The organism is Microbacterium rhizomatis (assembly GCF_008710745.1).
Classification (GTDB): Bacteria; Actinomycetota; Actinomycetes; order Actinomycetales; family Microbacteriaceae; genus Microbacterium; species Microbacterium rhizomatis.
The window spans coordinates 795,836-811,430 of sequence record NZ_VYSA01000001.1 but is presented as its reverse complement, the minus strand read 5'-3'; the positions used below and the strand labels follow the sequence as shown (position 1 = coordinate 811,430).

Annotated in this window: 16 protein-coding genes; 9 read left to right on the top strand and 7 right to left on the bottom strand. The window is 68.7% G+C overall.

Annotated features, from left to right (window positions below; translation table 11 throughout):
* Window positions 1-4: 4 nt before the first annotated feature.
* Window positions 5-604 carry a 1-acyl-sn-glycerol-3-phosphate acyltransferase gene (locus F6B43_RS03905; protein ID WP_170285551.1) on the bottom strand — a complete coding sequence of 200 codons (600 nt, stop codon included), beginning with the start codon at window positions 602-604 and terminating at the stop codon, window positions 5-7.
* A 70-nt stretch (window positions 605-674) separates the two neighbouring features.
* Between F6B43_RS03905 and F6B43_RS03900 the strand changes: the two genes are divergently transcribed.
* From F6B43_RS03900 to mutM, 6 genes are all read left to right on the top strand, one after another.
* The gene (locus F6B43_RS03900; RefSeq protein WP_150447564.1) at window positions 675-2,840 is read left to right on the top strand and encodes an ATP-dependent DNA helicase RecG; all 2,166 of its coding nucleotides are present in this window, start codon (window positions 675-677) and stop codon (window positions 2,838-2,840) included.
* Between the two features lie 26 nt (window positions 2,841-2,866).
* Complete coding sequence (coaD, locus tag F6B43_RS03895) at window positions 2,867-3,364, top strand: pantetheine-phosphate adenylyltransferase (protein ID WP_150447563.1); 498 nt, start codon at window positions 2,867-2,869, stop codon at window positions 3,362-3,364.
* A 118-nt stretch (window positions 3,365-3,482) separates the two neighbouring features.
* The gene (locus F6B43_RS03890) at window positions 3,483-3,962 is read left to right on the top strand and encodes a YceD family protein (protein WP_150448413.1); all 480 of its coding nucleotides are present in this window, start codon (window positions 3,483-3,485) and stop codon (window positions 3,960-3,962) included.
* A gap of 50 nt (window positions 3,963-4,012) precedes the next feature.
* Window positions 4,013-4,222: a 50S ribosomal protein L32 gene (gene rpmF / locus F6B43_RS03885; RefSeq protein WP_150447562.1), complete on the top strand. Its 210-nt coding sequence runs from the start codon at window positions 4,013-4,015 to the stop codon at window positions 4,220-4,222.
* Between the two features lie 17 nt (window positions 4,223-4,239).
* Window positions 4,240-4,932, top strand: coding sequence for a ribonuclease III (rnc, locus tag F6B43_RS03880; protein ID WP_150447561.1), 693 nt, complete (start codon window positions 4,240-4,242; stop codon window positions 4,930-4,932).
* Window positions 4,925-5,848, top strand: a complete 924-nt coding sequence (gene mutM / locus F6B43_RS03875; RefSeq protein ID WP_150447560.1) for a bifunctional DNA-formamidopyrimidine glycosylase/DNA-(apurinic or apyrimidinic site) lyase — start codon at window positions 4,925-4,927, stop codon at window positions 5,846-5,848. Before rnc ends, mutM begins: the two co-directional genes overlap by 8 nt.
* Window positions 5,849-5,861: 13 nt before the next feature.
* Here the strand turns inward: mutM and F6B43_RS03870 are convergent, their stop codons facing one another.
* The 4 genes from F6B43_RS03870 to F6B43_RS19520 form a co-directional block, all read right to left on the bottom strand.
* Window positions 5,862-6,959, bottom strand: coding sequence for a GNAT family N-acetyltransferase (locus tag F6B43_RS03870; RefSeq protein WP_150447559.1), 1,098 nt, complete (start codon window positions 6,957-6,959; stop codon window positions 5,862-5,864).
* Window positions 6,952-8,037, bottom strand: a complete 1,086-nt coding sequence (locus F6B43_RS03865) for a GNAT family N-acetyltransferase (RefSeq protein ID WP_150447558.1) — start codon at window positions 8,035-8,037, stop codon at window positions 6,952-6,954. The genes F6B43_RS03870 and F6B43_RS03865 overlap by 8 nt, the downstream gene beginning before the upstream one ends.
* Before the next feature lie 86 nt (window positions 8,038-8,123).
* The gene (locus F6B43_RS03860; RefSeq protein ID WP_150447557.1) at window positions 8,124-8,390 is read right to left on the bottom strand and encodes a hypothetical protein; all 267 of its coding nucleotides are present in this window, start codon (window positions 8,388-8,390) and stop codon (window positions 8,124-8,126) included.
* 164 nt (window positions 8,391-8,554) lie between these two features.
* On the bottom strand, window positions 8,555-8,695 hold the full coding sequence (locus tag F6B43_RS19520) for a hypothetical protein (protein ID WP_170285550.1): 141 nt from the start codon (window positions 8,693-8,695) through the stop codon (window positions 8,555-8,557).
* Window positions 8,696-8,910: 215 nt separating this feature from the next.
* On the opposite strand from F6B43_RS19520, the gene smc reads away from it, so the two are divergent.
* The 3 genes from smc to F6B43_RS03845 all read left to right on the top strand — a co-directional run bounded on the left by smc (window position 8,911) and on the right by F6B43_RS03845 (window position 13,875).
* On the top strand, window positions 8,911-12,399 hold the full coding sequence (gene smc / locus F6B43_RS03855; RefSeq protein ID WP_150447556.1) for a chromosome segregation protein SMC: 3,489 nt from the start codon (window positions 8,911-8,913) through the stop codon (window positions 12,397-12,399).
* Window positions 12,400-12,422: 23 nt separating this feature from the next.
* Window positions 12,423-13,295 carry a signal recognition particle-docking protein FtsY gene (ftsY, locus tag F6B43_RS03850; protein WP_150447555.1) on the top strand — a complete coding sequence of 291 codons (873 nt, stop codon included), beginning with the start codon at window positions 12,423-12,425 and terminating at the stop codon, window positions 13,293-13,295.
* A gap of 79 nt (window positions 13,296-13,374) precedes the next feature.
* A complete protein-coding gene (locus F6B43_RS03845) occupies window positions 13,375-13,875 on the top strand; it encodes a DUF2004 domain-containing protein (protein WP_150447554.1) in 501 nt (166 codons plus the stop codon).
* A gap of 30 nt (window positions 13,876-13,905) precedes the next feature.
* On the opposite strand, the gene lipA is transcribed toward F6B43_RS03845, so the two are convergent.
* Both lipA and lipB read right to left on the bottom strand, forming a co-directional pair.
* Window positions 13,906-14,898 carry a lipoyl synthase gene (gene lipA / locus F6B43_RS03840; protein ID WP_150447553.1) on the bottom strand — a complete coding sequence of 331 codons (993 nt, stop codon included), beginning with the start codon at window positions 14,896-14,898 and terminating at the stop codon, window positions 13,906-13,908.
* On the bottom strand, window positions 14,895-15,533 hold the full coding sequence (gene lipB, locus F6B43_RS03835) for a lipoyl(octanoyl) transferase LipB (protein WP_150447552.1): 639 nt from the start codon (window positions 15,531-15,533) through the stop codon (window positions 14,895-14,897). Before lipB ends, lipA begins: the two co-directional genes overlap by 4 nt.
* Window positions 15,534-15,595 lie beyond the last annotated feature (62 nt).

The following is a 15,595-nucleotide window of genomic DNA, read 5'->3' as shown; positions in this document are numbered from 1 at the left end:
GAGATCATGCGGGCGCCGAGGCCGTGTCTTCGTCGGCCGTGCGCTCGTCGCGCAGCCGCGGCTCGATGCGCAGTTCGGGGCGGAAGCCCGCCTTGTCGGCGTAGAAGGCCCTGATGCGGTCCATGTCGGCCCGAACATCGCCCGTGAGATCGATCGTCGGCCCCAGCCCCGTGGTCATCGTGGTGCGATCGACGAAGCAGAGGGTCACGCCGAGACCCGTCTCGCGGGCGATGCGATAGAACCCCGACTTCCAGTACTCGGCACCCCCGCGCGTACCCTCGGGGGTGATCACGAGCCCGAAGACCTCGCCTCTGCGGATGCGTTCGACCACGTCGCCGACGACGCGCGATGCATCCGCGCGATCGACGGGGATGCCGCCGATGGCGCGCATGAGCGGGCCGCGCCAGCCGCGGAACAGGCTGGCCTTGCCGAGCCAGCGCATTCGCACGCCGCGTCGCCAGGCGACGGCCAGCATGAAGACGAAGTCCCAGTTGGAGGTGTGCGGTGCCCCCAGGAAGACCGTCGGCCGGGTGGGTGCGAGTTGGGGGGCGAGGGTCCAGCGGCTGCACGCCCAGTACAGGCGCGACACGAAGCGTCGGATCATGCCGCCACAATATGCGATGCCGCGATGGAGTGCCCAGCGGCACGTCGCCGCCCCTGCCTAGACTCGGGACATGTCGTTCACGCTCGATTCGCGGCTCGACGGCGCCGTCGGCGGGAAGACGGCGACCGCTCTGCAGCGCGCCTTCGGGATGAAGACGGTGGGCGATCTGCTCGCCCACTATCCGCGCCGCTACGCACGCCGGGGTGAGCTCACTCCGATCTCGTCGCTCCCACTCGGCGAACCGGTCACGATCGTCGCCGAGATCCGACGCGCGAACGAGCGCCGCATGCAGAACCGCAAGGGGTCCCTCCTCGAGGTCGTGATCAGCGACGGCCAGGGCGAGCTCTCGCTCACCTTCTTCAACCAGTCGTGGCGCATCAAGGATCTGCACGCCGGTCGTCGTGGCATCTTCTCGGGGAAGGTGGGTGAGTACCGCGGTGCGAAGCAGCTCGCCCATCCCGATTACGAGCTGTTCGACGACGAAGCCGAGGCGCGTCTGACGGCCGAAGCGTATGCGAACCTCCCGATCCCGATCTATCCGGCCACCAGCACGATCGCGAGCTGGCAGTTCCAGAAGATCGCAGCCCTCGTCCTCGACGGGCTCGGTGCGGTCGAAGACCCGCTTCCCGAGCCCTTCCGCGAGGCGCATGAGCTCCTCGACGCGCGCACCGCGCTCCTGCGCATCCACAGACCCGACTTCGAGAGCCAGATCGAGCAGGCGAGGGCGACGCTGCGCATGCACGAGGCCTTCGTGCTGCAGGCGGCGCTCCTCCAGCAACGGCAGTTCGTCCGCGCGCTCTCGGCGACCGCACGCCCTGCTTCTCCCCGCGGCCTGCTCGAGCGCTTCGACGCGCTTCTCCCGTTCGCGCGCACCGCCGATCAGGTCGCGGTCGGCGATCAGATCGCGGTCGATCTCGTCGGCGACTGGCCGATGAACCGGCTCGTGCAGGGCGAGGTGGGATCGGGAAAGACTCTCGTCGCTCTGCGCGCCATGCTGCAGGTCGCCGAGAGCGGGGGGCAGTCCGCACTCATCGCGCCCACCGAAGTGCTGGCCGGTCAGCACGTGCGCTCCATCGCGCGGATGCTCGGGCCCGAGCTCGCCCCCGAGCTCATGCCGACCCTCCTCACCGGTCAGATGACCGCGGCGGAGCGTCGCAAGGCGGCGCTGCGCGTGGCCTCCGGTCAGGCACTGATCGTCATCGGGACGCATGCCCTGCTCAGCGAGACGACGACGTTCGCCGAGCTGGGGCTCGTCGTCGTCGACGAGCAGCACCGGTTCGGCGTGGATCAGCGCGAGACGCTGCGGGCCAAGGGGCTGTCTCCGCACGCCCTCGTGCTCACCGCGACGCCGATCCCGCGCACCGTGGCCATGACGGTGTTCGGCGATCTCGACGTCTCCACGATCCGCACGCTGCCCGCGGGCCGTGCCGGCATCCAGACGTTCGTCACGCCGCTCGCCGAGCGACCGGCGTGGTTCGGGCGGGTGTGGGACCGCATCGCCGAGGAGGTCGCCCTCGGGCGCCAGGCGTTCGTGGTCTGCCCGGCGATCGATGCGGAGGCGTCCACGAAAGACGACACGGCCGACGAACCCGTCGAGGTCGTGGAGGGCGAGGCGGCGCGGATCCGGTGGGGCGTCGTGCAGGCGGCCGACCTGCTGTCACGGCATCCCGCGTTCGAGAACGTACGCGTCGCGATCCTGCACGGCAAGATGCCGTCGGACGAGAAGGATGCCGTCATGCAGCGATTCGCTCGGGGTGAACTCGATGTACTCGTGGCGACCACCGTCGTCGAGGTCGGTGTCGATGTGCCGAATGCCTCGACCATGGCGATCCTCGAAGCCGATCGGTTCGGTGTCTCGCAGCTGCACCAGCTGCGCGGCCGCGTGGGGCGAGGCGGTGTTCCTGGGCTCTGCCTGCTCGTGACCGAAGCACCGATCGGCACGCCGGCCCGTGCGCGAGTGGACGCGGTCGCCGCGACGACCGACGGGTTCGCTCTGGCAGAGGTCGATCTCGAGCTGCGCGGGGAGGGCGATGTCCTCGGCGGAGCACAGTCGGGTGCGCGGTCCTCCCTCCGCCTGCTGCGGGTGGTGAAGGACGCCGACCTGATCGCCGAGGCGCGCGCCGAGGCGGAGCGCGTGCTCATCGACGATCCCGCGCTCCTGCGGCATCCGGGTCTGGCCGCGACGATCGAACGGCGCGTGGGGATGCAGGAGCGCGCGGCGCTCGCGAAGAACTAGCGGCATCCCCTCGATAGGCTTGTCGCATGAGCAGCCGGATCGCCGTCGTCCCCGGGTCGTTCGATCCGCCGACCCTGGGTCACCTCGACGTGATCCGTCGCGCGGCGTCGCTCTACGACCAGCTGCACGTGCTCGTCGTGCACAACCCCGGTAAAGAAGCCATGCTCCCGATCGCTCAGCGACTCACGCTCCTGGAGCGGTCGATCGCCGAGAGTGACATCGAAGGCGACGTGGTCATCGCCGCATGGAGCATGGGACTTCTGGTGGATTACGCGACCGATGTCGGGGCCGGCGTCCTCGTGAAAGGCATCCGCTCGCAGGTCGACGTCGCCTACGAGACCCCGATGGCGATCGTCAACCGCCATCTCGCGCACGTGGAGACTGTCTTCCTTCTGCCCGACCCCGCGCACGCCCTCGTCTCGAGCTCTCTCGTCCGCCAGGTCTCCGCTCTGGGCGGCGATGTGTCGCCGTTCGTGCCGCCCGCCGTCGCGCGTTTCCTCGACACGGGTGCCCAGCGCGCGTGAAGCCCGAGCGGTACGGCGCCCTCGTCTCCACGCGCCGGTACGATGGACCCCTGTGAGAAGACATCGCCCCGGACCGTTCGCCCTTCAAGTGCGCGACATCGTCCACCGCGCGGGAGAGATGCGCGAGTTCACGATCGACACGCCTGCCCCGGAGAAGTGGGGAGAGGGGCTCGTCGCCGTCGCCGGGGGTGAGCCCCTCGAGCTCGACGTGCGTGCCGAGTCGGTGCACGAGGGCATTTTGATCTCCGGCAGCGTCGAAACCGAGTACACCGGCATCTGCGGACGCTGCCTCACCGACATCGCCGAGCCCCTCCAAGTCGAGTTTCAGGAGCTTTTCGCGTATCCTGGAGAAGAAGCAACTGACTTCGAGGTTCAAGACGACCACGTGGATCTTGAAACTCTCGTCAGGGACGCGATCGTTCTGTCGCTCCCGTTTCAGCCGGTGTGCCAGCCGGATTGCCCCGGTCTCGACGCGATCACGGGTGAGCGGCTGGCCGACACCCCCGGCGAACAGCAGCGCACGCCCTCCGATCCACGCTGGGCCGCGCTCCAGGAATACACCCCAGACCACGACGACGAAGCGCCGCGCCGCGCGTAGCGCCTGATCGCCGCCGTACACAACGAAGACAGCACAGAAGAGAGCAAGCCATGGCAGGTAACCCCCCGAAGCGGAAGGTCTCCCGCTCGAACACCCGGTCCCGTCGCGCGCAGTGGAAGGCGGCGCCCATCACGCTGACCGCCACGGTCGAGAACGGCAAGACGGTCTACAGCCGTCCGCACCAGGCGAAGGTCGTCACCGACTCGCAGGGCACCGAGCTGTTTCTCGAGTACAAGGGCCGCAAGGTCGCCGACGTCTGATCGCCTTCCGGCGAATCTTGACTGACGTCACACTCGAGCGGCATACGCTCACCGACAAGCTCGGGGTCATCATCGATCCCGAGCTTCTGTCGCTTGCCCTCACCCATCGATCCTTCGCGTACGAGCACGGTCAGATGCCGCATAATGAGCGGCTCGAGTTCCTCGGCGATTCCGTTCTCGGGCAAGCGGTCACGGTGCGTCTGTTCACCGGACATCCGGACCTCGACGAGGGCGAGCTCGCCAAGCGTCGCGCGAGCGTCGTCTCGACGGTCGCTCTGGCAGAGGTCGCGAGACGCATCGGACTCGGCGCCTACATTCTGCTCGGCCGCGGCGAGAACCAGACCGGTGGCCGCGACAAGGACTCGATCCTCGCCGACACGATGGAAGCGATCATCGGGGCCACGTTCCTCTCCGCCGGTCCGGACGCCGCGACGTCCCTCGTCCTCCGTCTCGTCGAGCCCCTCCTGGCCGATCCGGAGCGCTACGGCGCCGCGATGGATCCCAAGACGAGTCTTCAGGAACTCGCCGCCCGCCGGGGGTTCGCGCCGCCGTCGTACGGCGTCGAGTCTTCCGGCCCGGATCACGACCGCACGTTCATCGCGACGGTGACGGTCGGCGATGTGTCGATGAACGGCACGGGCACGAGCAAGAAGCACGCCGAGATGGCGGCGGCCCTGCGGGCGTGGCACGAGCTCGCAGACCGTGCCTGAGCTCCCTGAGGTCGAGGTTGTTCGTGCGGGCCTCGAGCCGGCGGTGACGGGTGCGATCATCACGGGTGTGAGCGCGGTCGACGAGCGTGCGCTGACCCGGCACTCCGGTGGTGCCTCCCACTTCGAGGCCGCTCTGGCCGGACGATCCTTCGTCGGTGCCGCCCGCCGCGGAAAGTTCCTCTGGCTCCCGCTGGCGACCCGATCCGCCGGCGAGGGCGAAGCCGTCATCGCCCACCTGGGAATGAGCGGTCAGATGCTGCTGCGTGAAGCAGGAGCCCCCGCCCAGCGCCACGAACGCGTACGCCTGGACCTGGAGCATCCCCGTCACGGAGAACTGGCGCTCGTGTTCGCCGATCAGCGGACTTTCGGCTCACTCGCGATCGACCGGCTCATTCCGACTGCGGATGGCGCACCGGGCGGGAGAGGAACCGCCGAGGCGACCGTCCCCACGCAGGTCGCGCACATCGCCCGCGACCCCCTCGACCCCGCCTTCGACGACGGTCTGTTCCGGGCCGCGCTGGCGCGCAAGACGTCGGCGATCAAGCGGGTGCTGCTGGACCAGACGGCGATCAGCGGTGTGGGGAACATCTACGCCGACGAAGCGCTGTGGGCCGCACGGGTGCATCCAGAGACACTCGCGCGCGACCTGTCCACCCGCACGGCGCACCGGCTTCTCGCCGAGGTGCGTGCAGTCCTCGAGAAGGCATTGGCCGAGGGCGGGACGAGCTTCGACGCCCAGTACGTCAACGTGAACGGGCAGGCGGGATACTTCGCGCATTCCCTCCACGCCTACGGGCGTACCGGCCAGCCGTGCGACCGTTGCGGCCGGCCGATCGTCCGCGCGTCGTTCATGAACAGGTCGAGCCACTATTGCCCGCGCTGTCAACGGATGCCGCGGCCCGCGGCATCCGTCTGATCAGCTCCGCCGGTCACGCGAGCACCTTCTTCCACGCGGCCGCGTATGAGGCGGCGGTGAACCCGATGGCCTCGTTGATGTCGAGCATGGGACGGTTCTCTTCGGCGTTGAACGTCGAGACGCGCGGCGATTCGGGCACCAGCTCGCGCCAACGCAGGAGGTTGGCCGTCTTGACGATCGTCCCGAGACGGTGACCGCGATGCTCCTTCAGCACCAGGGTGCCGTACTGATGCGTGGATCGAGTGTGGTCGGCGCCGATCACGAGCTCGTTGAAGGCCACGATCCGACCGCTCGGCGTGTGCTGGACGCAGGCGACCGACACGGTGTGGCCGCCGGCGAGGAGGCGAGCATCCCGGCGCTCGACGCGGGCGGCATCCCACGTCTCCTCGTCGAAGACCATCCCGCCGCTGGGCACATCGGTCGCCATGCGCGAGATCGCGTAGGCGAAGCCCTCGGCATGCTCGGCCGGCGTCGGAGCGGTCCACATCACAAGGCGATAGTCACCGCCGGCCGCGTCGAGCGCCTCACGATGCAGGCGCTCGACCAGATCGAACGGCCCCCGCAGGTCGAACGTGCTGTTGCGCTCGGTCTGCTCGAACGTGAAGCCCTCCTCGATCATGAACAGCGTCTGGCGATCGTGGGCGGGAATCGAACCGAAACCGGTCGGAGGCGTGAGGCGCGGGCCTCCCGCTCCGGGGCGATGAAGCGTCCAGGTCTGGATGATGTCGCGCGAGCGGTCTTTCGCGATCTGCTCCACGCGGTGCAGCAGCGCCTGCTCGGCGCCCTCGTTCCAGTGGTCGGGGTGCACGCAGAGATCGAACTCGGCCGTGGTCGTGCCCACCTCGTTGGGGATGGTGAGGGTCACCGCGCCGATGTCCACGCCGTGGCGCCGGGCGAGGTAGGCCATCCGCGTCGTATCGGTCTGGTCGAGCCACGTGGGCAGCTCCTGTTGCGGCTCTTGGTCGAGGTGGTCGTGGCCGGCATCATGTCGACACATCAGGTTGCCGAGCCGGATGACGCTGCGGAAGTCCGCGGCGTCGTTCCCGTGCGGATCCCGGGGGATCTGCACGGGAACGATCTCGACCTCTCGGGTGGCATCGTGCTCACGCATCGAGGACCTTCTTCCACGCGCCTCCGTAGGCGATCGGAACGAACCCCATCGCCTCGTTGATGTCGAGCATGGGCCGGTTCTCCTCTGCGTTGTAGGTGAGCACGCGCGGCGAATCCGGGGCGAAGTCGCGCCAGGCCAGCAGGGCTGCGCACTTGACGAGCAGCCCGAGCCTGTGCCCCCGGTGTTCCGCGAGCACCAGCGTGTCTTCCTGATGAGTCGCCTCGGTCAGGTCGCTGCCGATCACCAGCTCGTTGAAGGCGCACAGCTCGCCGGTGGCGATGTGCTGGGCGGCCGTCACCTGCATCGGACGACCGGCATCCAGGTAGATCGCCTCGTGGCGGCGCAGGCGAGCGGCGTCCCACTCCTCTTCGTCGAACTCCATCGCCGCGGCGGGCGCGTCGGTGATCATGCGCGACTTCATCCAGCCATAGCCGGCGACGAACTCCGGGGGAGTGGGCAGGAACCACTGCACGATCCGATAGTCTCCCGACGCGGCGAGCGCCTCGGCATGGAGGTCCCTCAGCCGTGGCAACGCCTCATGGATATCGAGGGCGCTGTTGCGCTCGACCTGTTCCAGAGAGTAGCCGTGCCGCCGGTAGAAGCGGGCGGCGTGGTCGTCGGGAATGCTGCCGAATCCCGTCGGTGGCGACAATCGTGGTCCCGGCGCATCGGGGTGGGAGGTCCACGACTGCAGAACCGTCCGGCCGTGCTCGCGAGCGACGCGCTCCACGAGGGCGTGACCGGCCGTGCCGACACCCCGGCCCCACGACGAGCGGAGCAGCTCGATCCGCCAGAAGACCACCTTCGAATCCTCTTCGAGGGGAATGTCGACACCGACGCGCCCGATGGTCTCGCCGTCCTGCACGGCGAGCCACACGAGGCGGATCTCATAGTCGGTCCGCTGCATGGCGGGCAGGAGCTCCTCGGGAGCGATCCGCTCGTCGTCGTGACCGTTCATCTCCAGATAGACGAGGTTTCGGACCCGCACCATCTCGATGAAGTCCGCGGCGTCGGGCGATTCGATCGAGGTCGGGATGGCGATCTGCCGGAACTCAAGGCCGGTGGGTGGAGCGTACATGGTGGATCCTTCGATGTCGGTCGATGTTGTTCATTAGAGGTCGGGGGTGACCCGGGCCCGCAGGAGCGAGCCCGGGTCGACGGACGTCACGCGCGAAGCTGCCTCAGCAGGTGGTCGCCGGTGAATGCGCGTTCGCGGACTTCCCGTGCCCGCTCGTTCGCGAACAGGCGAGCGTGCTCGGTGTGATCGGTGCCGAGGCGGAGCCGTCGTTCGCCGCGCAGGAGCAGCCAGAGGCCGATCCGCATCGCCAGGCGATCGCTCAGCGACGGACGCGGGCCGAGATGCGGCGGGTGGGACAGGAGCCGGTGCCGTTCCAGGCCGGGTGACCGGACGGAACCCAGAAGATCGTTCATGAGGATTCTTTCGAGTGGATGTCGTCGAGTGGGCCCGAAGGCCAGGGTCCGAGCGCAGAGAGCGCAAAGGACGGGAGCGCGCTGAGGGCTGACGAGCCCGACGCGGACCGGGGAGACCCTCGAGGTCACGCCGGATGGCGGAGTCCTCGCAGGGTACGGAGCGACTACGCGGCTGCGGCTGCGCGGAAGGCGGGGGTCACCCCACGGGCGACTCCTCCGAACGGAGTGCGGCTGAATGGCGCAGCGATCGCAGCAATACCGGAGATGGTGGCTGCAGAGCTGGCGGCGTGGTTCATGAGCATCATGATGGTGACCTCCTTTCGACTTCGTACGCGAAGGAAGACGTTAGCGCGGTCGACGTGGACGCGTCAAGCTGATTCACAGAATTCGTGGACTCTCGGGCGTGTCCGTTGGTGTCGCCGGAATGCTGCCGCGGGGCGGCATCGGCCCGCCTGCCGGGCCTGGGGCCCGATGTCCGGTAGCGTGAACGCGCAATCCATCGGCCGGAAAGGGCGCGTTCATGCACCTGAAGAGCGTGACGCTCAAAGGGTTCAAGTCGTTCGCCCAGTCGACGACTTTCGCCTTCGAGCAGGGTGTGACCGCGATCGTCGGTCCGAACGGTTCGGGCAAGTCGAACGTCGTCGATGCACTCGCCTGGGTGATGGGCGAGCAGGGCGCCAAGACGCTGCGCGGCGGCAAGATGGAAGACGTCATCTTCGCAGGAACGGCCACGCGCGGACCCCTCGGTCGTGCCGAGGTGCAGCTGACGATCGACAACCACGACGGCGTCCTCCCGATCGAGTACTCCGAAGTGACGATCAGCCGCACGCTCTTCCGCAACGGTGCGAGCGAGTACGCGATCAACGGGTCGACCTGCCGCCTGCTGGACGTGCAGGAGCTCCTGAGTGATTCCGGTCTCGGCCGCGAGATGCACGTGATCGTCGGCCAGGGCCGGCTCGACAGTGTCCTCCAGGCCTCGCCGGAAGACCGGCGCGGGTTCATCGAGGAGGCCGCCGGCATCCTCAAGCACCGCAGGCGCAAGGAGAAGACACTCCGCAAGCTCGACGCGATGGAGGCCAACCTCACGCGCCTGAACGACCTCGCCGGTGAGTTGCGGCGCCAGCTCAAACCTCTCGGGAGACAAGCCGAGATCGCGAGAGAGGCGGCCACGATCGCGGCGGTCGTCCGCGACGCGAAGGCCAGGCTGTTCGCGGACGAGCTGCTCCGCCTGCGAGCCGAACTCGCCGACCACGCCCGCAGCGAGCAGGAACGCCACACGGAGCGACTCGTGCTGCAGGACCAGAGCGAGAACGTGCGCGCACGCATCGCGCAGCTCGAATCGAGCCAGCAGTCCGCTGCCGTCGACGATGCACGCGGCGTGACCTTCGCGCTCGAGCGCGTCCAGGAGCGGCTTCGATCGCTCTACTCGCTCACCGGCCAGCGGCTCGCGCTGCTCGGCGCGGACGATGACACGGCGCTCGAGCATCCGACGGTGTCACAGGCGTCGATCGATGAGGCGCGCGCGGAGATCGACGAGATCTCGGACGGCCTCGGGGGTGCGCAGGATGCCGCGGCCGCCGCCGGCCGCGACGTCGTGCGTGCACGGGCCGAACTCGATGCGCTCGACGTCGACATCGCCGAGCAGAGCGCACTCGTCTCGGAGCACGACATGCGGTTGACCGCACTGCGCGGCGGCGCGGAAGCGGCCGCATCGACTCTCGCCGCTGTGCGCGCCGGGCTCGAGCGGCAGCGCGCCGCGCTGGATGCGGCTACGACGCGCAGAGCCGAAGCCGAGCAGGTGCTCGCCGGCGTCGAGCCCGACCTGGTTCCCGAAGGCGGCTCGGCCGAGCAGGCCGGCGCATACGAGCAGGCGCAGCGCCTGGCTGCCGACGCGGAGACGCAGGTCGGCGCCCTGCGCGAGCGCCTGCATGCCGCCGAGCGCGAGGTCGAGGCGCTCACCGCTCAGACGCGAGCTCTCGGACGTGCTCTTGATATCCGCAATGCTGCCGCGGAGCTGGTCGCGCGGGGCGGCGGGGGAATCCGCGGACTCATCGGCGACGCGGTCAAGGTGACCCCCGGGTTCGAAGCCGCGATCGCGGCAGCCCTCGGGCCGCTGGCAGAGGGGGTTCTCGTCGGTACGCGCGACGAGGCTTACGACCTGGCCCGCGCGGCGCGCGGCGACGACCTGGGCGTGGTCGACATCGCGATCGCCGATGCCGTGCACACGGCGCGCCCCGTGTCGTCGATCCCGGGGATCGTGGCGGCGGCCGAGGTGGTGCGCGCCCCGGAAGGGATTCTCGGCATTCTGGCCGGCACGGTCATCGCCGACGACCTGGATGCCGCGGCCGCCGCAGCGGGAATGCTCGCGGCGAGAGAGAACTCGAATCCTGTCACGATCGTCACCCGCGCCGGTGAGGTCGTCACCGCGCACACGGTCCGCGCCGGGTCGGGGAGCGGGCGCTCGCGCCTCGAGCTCGCAGCCGAGCGGGATGCGGCGACCGAGCGGCTCAGCGAGGTCTCCGTGATCGCCGACAGCCTGCGCGAGGCGCTCGTCGATGCCGTGCAGGAGCTCGATCATGCACGGCGCCGGACCAAGACCGCCCTCGAGACGTTGCGCGCGCACGACGCCGCGCTCGCCGCGCACGCCGAGCATGTGAACCGCGCCACCGTCCGCCACGAGGCCGCCGTCGCGGAGTGCGATCGGCTCGCGGCCGGCGTGCGCCAGGCCGAAGCCGCAGTCGAGGAGGCGGAGTCCGCCGCGCGCGTCGCCGACGATCGATACGCTGCCGCGGTCGAGGCACCCCGCCCGATCCTGGACGCGTCAGCCCGCGACGGGCTGCTGAGCGCACTGGAGTCCGCGCGCGACGCCGAGATGCGGGCACGTCTGGACGTCGAGACGCTCAAGGAACGCGTGCGAGCCGGTGAGGCGCGCGTGGCGGGCCTCGTGCGCCAGCGTGAGCGCGAACGGTCGGCGGCGGAGGAGGCCGCCCGGCGCGCCGTCATCAGGCGCGCGCAGCGCGACGTCGCTGCCGACGTCGCCGGCCAGCTCCCCGCCCTGCTGGATTCGGTCGACCGGTCGGTGAGCCAGGCCCGCGTCGAACTCGCCGCAGCGGAGTCTGCGCGCACCGCGGTGACGGCCGAGCTCGGCGACCTGCGCACGAGCGAGGCATCCGTCCGCGAAAGGCTCTCGGGGCTCACCGAGATGGTGCACGGTCTCGAGCTGAAGATCCACGAGAAGCGGCTTCACGCGTCGAGTCTGCTCGAACGGGTGATGTCGGAACTGGGCCTCGAGGAAGACATTCTCATTTCGGAATACGGGCCAGACGCAGACGGAGGCGAGCCTTTCGACCGGGCCGTCCAGCGCACCCGCCTGCAGGATGCCGAGCGGAAGCTCGCCCAGCTCGGCAGGGTCAATCCGCTCGCACTCGAGGAGTTCTCCGCCCTCGAACAGCGGCACAAGTTCCTCACCGAGCAGCTCGCCGACCTGACTCAGACACGCAAAGACCTGATGACGATCATCGAGGAGCTCGACGAGCGGATGCAGGTGATCTTCCTCGCCGCGTTCGAAGACACCCGCGTCGCATTCGGCGAGGTCTTCCCGATCCTCTTCCCGGGCGGCACGGGCAGCATCTCGCTGACCGATCCCGACTCTCCGCTCACGACGGGCATCGAGGTCATGGTCCGGCCGGTGGGAAAGAAGATCGAGCGTCTGTCGCTGTTGTCGGGCGGGGAACGCTCGCTCGCGGCAGTGGCATTGCTCACCGCCATCTTCAAGGCGCGCCCCAGCCCTTTCTACATCCTCGACGAGGTGGAAGCCGCCCTCGACGACGCGAACCTCGGGCGCCTGCTCGGCGTGTTCGAACAGCTGCGCGCGAGCAGTCAGCTCATCGTCATCACGCACCAGAAGCGCACGATGGAGATCGCCGACGCGCTCTATGGCGTGTCGATGCGACAGGATGGCGTCTCCGCGGTCGTCGGTCAGCGCGTCGGCGATCGCGTCGCCTCCTAGTCCGGCCTCGTAAGCTCTAGGGCATGGCAGAGAGCTCCTGGTCGCTGGGCCGCGCGCTGCGCGGCGTGTTCGTGAAACCGACGATCGACGAGACCACATGGGACGACCTCGAGACTGCGCTGCTGACCGCCGACTTCGGCCCCGACATCACCGAGCGCATCGTCGATGAACTGCGCGAAAAGGTCGACCGGTACCGCACGACCGACCCGAAGGACCTGCAGCGGATGCTGCGCGAGACCCTCGAGGAGCACTTCGCGAAGTTCGACACGACGCTGCGCCTGACGGAGCGGCCGGCCGTCGTGCTCGTCGTGGGGGTGAATGGCGTCGGAAAGACGACCACGATCGGCAAATTCGCGAAGTTCCTGCAGCGCTACGGCCGTTCGGTCGTCGTCGGAGCGGCCGACACGTTCCGCGCCGCCGCCGTGGATCAGCTCGCGACGTGGGCAGAACGCGGGGGAGCGGCGATCGTCCGGCCTCAGCAGGAAGGCCAGGATCCGGCATCCGTTGCCTTTCAGACGATCGAGTACGCGAAGCAGACGGGCACTGAGATCGTGCTCGTCGACACCGCCGGGCGCCTGCACACCAAGGGCGGCCTGATGGACGAGCTCTCCAAGATCCGCCGCGTGATCGAGAAGCAGGCGCCGATCAGCGAGGTTCTCCTCGTGCTGGACGCGACGACGGGGCAGAACGGGGTTCTGCAGGCGCAGGCCTTCCTCGAGCACGCGGGCGTCACGGGACTCGTCCTGACCAAGCTCGACGGGTCGGCCAAGGGCGGGTTCGTGCTGGCGGTGCAGGAGAAGACCGGGATACCGGTGAAGCTGCTCGGGCAGGGCGAGGGAATCGGCGACCTGACAGGCTTCACACCGCACGTCTTCGCCGCGTCCCTGGTGGAGTGATCGGCCGATACGGCGAAAACAATCCCGGACACGCCCGTTCGGACTACCGTCGAGGGCGTCTCGCTGGTTTCATGGGGACATGGCGATCGAACACGACTTCTTCGGGCTTCTGGAGTCCGGACCGGACGGCTCGATCTTCTGGTCGGAGAACGTCGAGTTCGGCGACCAGACCGTCACTGTCGATCTGACCGCTCCCGACCAGGACGACGTGTCGCAGGCGGCACTCGACGTCGCCGCCGCCATGGTCTCATCGATCGAGGCGATCGACCTCGCCGCGCGCAACGCCATGGTCTCGGAGCTCGATGACCGCGCCAGCGAGGTCACCGAGTACACCCTGCAGCAGCAGGAGGCGCTCGGAGATGCGATCGAGGAGCTGCTGGTCGACATCTCCGGAGACACGCCGATCGACATCATCCGCTCGCTCCAGCTCATGAGCATGACGATCCTCGCGGATGAGCACGGCGGTGCCGATCCGTTCGCCGTGCTCGAGTACGCACTCGATCCGGACGCCACAGACGATGTGCTGCTGGTGAACTTGAGCTCGGAGGGCGAAGTCCAGTCGGTCACCAGCGCAGACTGAGCCCGTCGACCTCCACGATCCCTCGCCGGATCACACCGCCTGCGCGAAACCGAGCTGCGCCGCTTCGGCGATGTGAGAGAGGTGGGGCGGGATCTCACGGCCCTTCGAGACCATCGACTGCGCCCACAGCCGACCTGCGCGGTAAGACGAGCGGACGAGCGGGCCCGCCAGGACGCCGAGGAAGCCGATGCGTTCGGCCTCGTCCTTGAACTCGACGAACTCCTGCGGCTTGACCCACCGGGCGACGGGCAGGTGGCGCGGAGTGGGCCGCAAGTACTGGGTGATGGTGATGATGTCGGTGCCGGCGTCGTGCAGGTCCTGGAGGGCCTGGACCACTTCTTCGGGTTCCTCGCCCATTCCGAGGATGAGGTTGGACTTGGTGATGAGCCCGAAGTCGCGAGCCTGGGTGAGGACATCCAGTGACCGCTCGTAACGAAACGCGGGACGGATGCGCTTGAAGATCCGCGGGACGGTTTCGACGTTGTGCGCGAAGACTTCGGGGCGGGACTCGAAGACTTCGCTCAGCAGGGCGGGATTGCCGGAGAAATCAGTGGCGAGGATCTCGACACCGGTGCCGGGGTTCTCCGCATGGATGCGACGCACCGTCTCGGCGTGCAGCCACGCTCCCTCGTCGGGGAGGTCGTCCCTGGCGACGCCGGTGACCGTGGCGTATCGCAGCCGCATCTGGCGGACGCTCTCGGCGACGCGGCGAGGCTCGTCGGTGTCGTAGTCGGCCGGCTTGCCGGTGTCGATCTGGCAGAAGTCGCAGCGGCGGGTGCACTGCGAGCCGCCGATCAGGAACGTGGCCTCACGGTCTTCCCAGCACTCGAAGATGTTGGGGCACCCCGCCTCCTGGCAGACGGTGTGCAGCCCCTCGTCCTTCACGAGGTGCTGAAGGGCCGTGTACTCGGGCCCCATGCGGGCCTTGGTCTTGATCCACTCGGGCTTGCGCTCGATCGGGGTCTCGGCGTTGCGCACCTCGAGGCGGAGGAGCTTTCGCCCGTCCGGTCCTGACGCGCTCACGCGAGGGCGCCTTCGTACTCGCGCTGGAACGTGCGGGTGACGGTGTCGAGGATGTCGGACGGGGTAATGTCGGCGCCGACGACTTCGCTGACCGTCGTGACCCCGGCATCGGTGATCCCGCACGGGATGATCCCCCGGAAGCCCGCGAGTGAGTTGTCGCAGTTGATGGCGAAGCCGTGCATCGTCACGCCCTTCTCGACGCGCACGCCGATCGCGGCTACCTTGTCTTCCGAAAGCGGGCGCCGCACCCACACGCCGCTGCGGCCGGTGACCTGGTACCCCTCGACGCCGTGCACGCGGAGCGCGTCGATCAGCAGCCTCTCGATGCGCCGCACATGCGCGACGACGTCCATGGGCTCGGTCAGGCGCACGATCGGATACCCGACGAGCTGGCCGGGGCCGTGCCAGGTGATCTTGCCGCCCCGGTCCACATCGATGACGGGGGTCCCGTCGGTCGGCCGCTCCTGGGGCTCCGTGCGCTTGCCCGCGGTGTAGACGGCCTCGTGCTCGAGGAGGATCAGCGTGTCGGGACGCTCACCTGCGGCGACCTCGGCATGCACGCGGCGTTGCAGCGCCCAGCCTTCGTGATACGGAACGTACGTCGGCGCCAGTCCGGCGTTCAGGATCTCGAGCACAGCCGCTCCTCGCATCTCATCGTTGTTGGATCGCGTCCAACAATACGCCTCGTGTACGCGGT

Excerpts from the sequence above, each read along its gene's own strand:
- smc (WP_150447556.1), top strand. The coding sequence starts at position 8,911 with ATGCACCTGAAGAGCGTGACGCTCAAAGGGTTCAAGTCGTTCGCCCAG.
- ftsY (WP_150447555.1), top strand. The coding sequence starts at position 12,423 with ATGGCAGAGAGCTCCTGGTCGCTGGGCCGCGCGCTGCGCGGCGTGTTC.
- F6B43_RS03905 (WP_170285551.1), bottom strand. The coding sequence starts at position 604 with ATGATCCGACGCTTCGTGTCGCGCCTGTACTGGGCGTGCAGCCGCTGG.
- coaD (WP_150447563.1), top strand. The coding sequence starts at position 2,867 with ATGAGCAGCCGGATCGCCGTCGTCCCCGGGTCGTTCGATCCGCCGACC.
- F6B43_RS19520 (WP_170285550.1), bottom strand. The coding sequence starts at position 8,695 with ATGATGCTCATGAACCACGCCGCCAGCTCTGCAGCCACCATCTCCGGT.
- F6B43_RS03860 (WP_150447557.1), bottom strand. The coding sequence starts at position 8,390 with ATGAACGATCTTCTGGGTTCCGTCCGGTCACCCGGCCTGGAACGGCAC.
- F6B43_RS03845 (WP_150447554.1), top strand. The coding sequence starts at position 13,375 with ATGGCGATCGAACACGACTTCTTCGGGCTTCTGGAGTCCGGACCGGAC.
- F6B43_RS03865 (WP_150447558.1), bottom strand. The coding sequence starts at position 8,037 with ATGTACGCTCCACCCACCGGCCTTGAGTTCCGGCAGATCGCCATCCCG.
- F6B43_RS03870 (WP_150447559.1), bottom strand. The coding sequence starts at position 6,959 with ATGCGTGAGCACGATGCCACCCGAGAGGTCGAGATCGTTCCCGTGCAG.
- F6B43_RS03890 (WP_150448413.1), top strand. The coding sequence starts at position 3,483 with ATGCGCGAGTTCACGATCGACACGCCTGCCCCGGAGAAGTGGGGAGAG.
- rpmF (WP_150447562.1), top strand. The coding sequence starts at position 4,013 with ATGGCAGGTAACCCCCCGAAGCGGAAGGTCTCCCGCTCGAACACCCGG.
- F6B43_RS03900 (WP_150447564.1), top strand. The coding sequence starts at position 675 with ATGTCGTTCACGCTCGATTCGCGGCTCGACGGCGCCGTCGGCGGGAAG.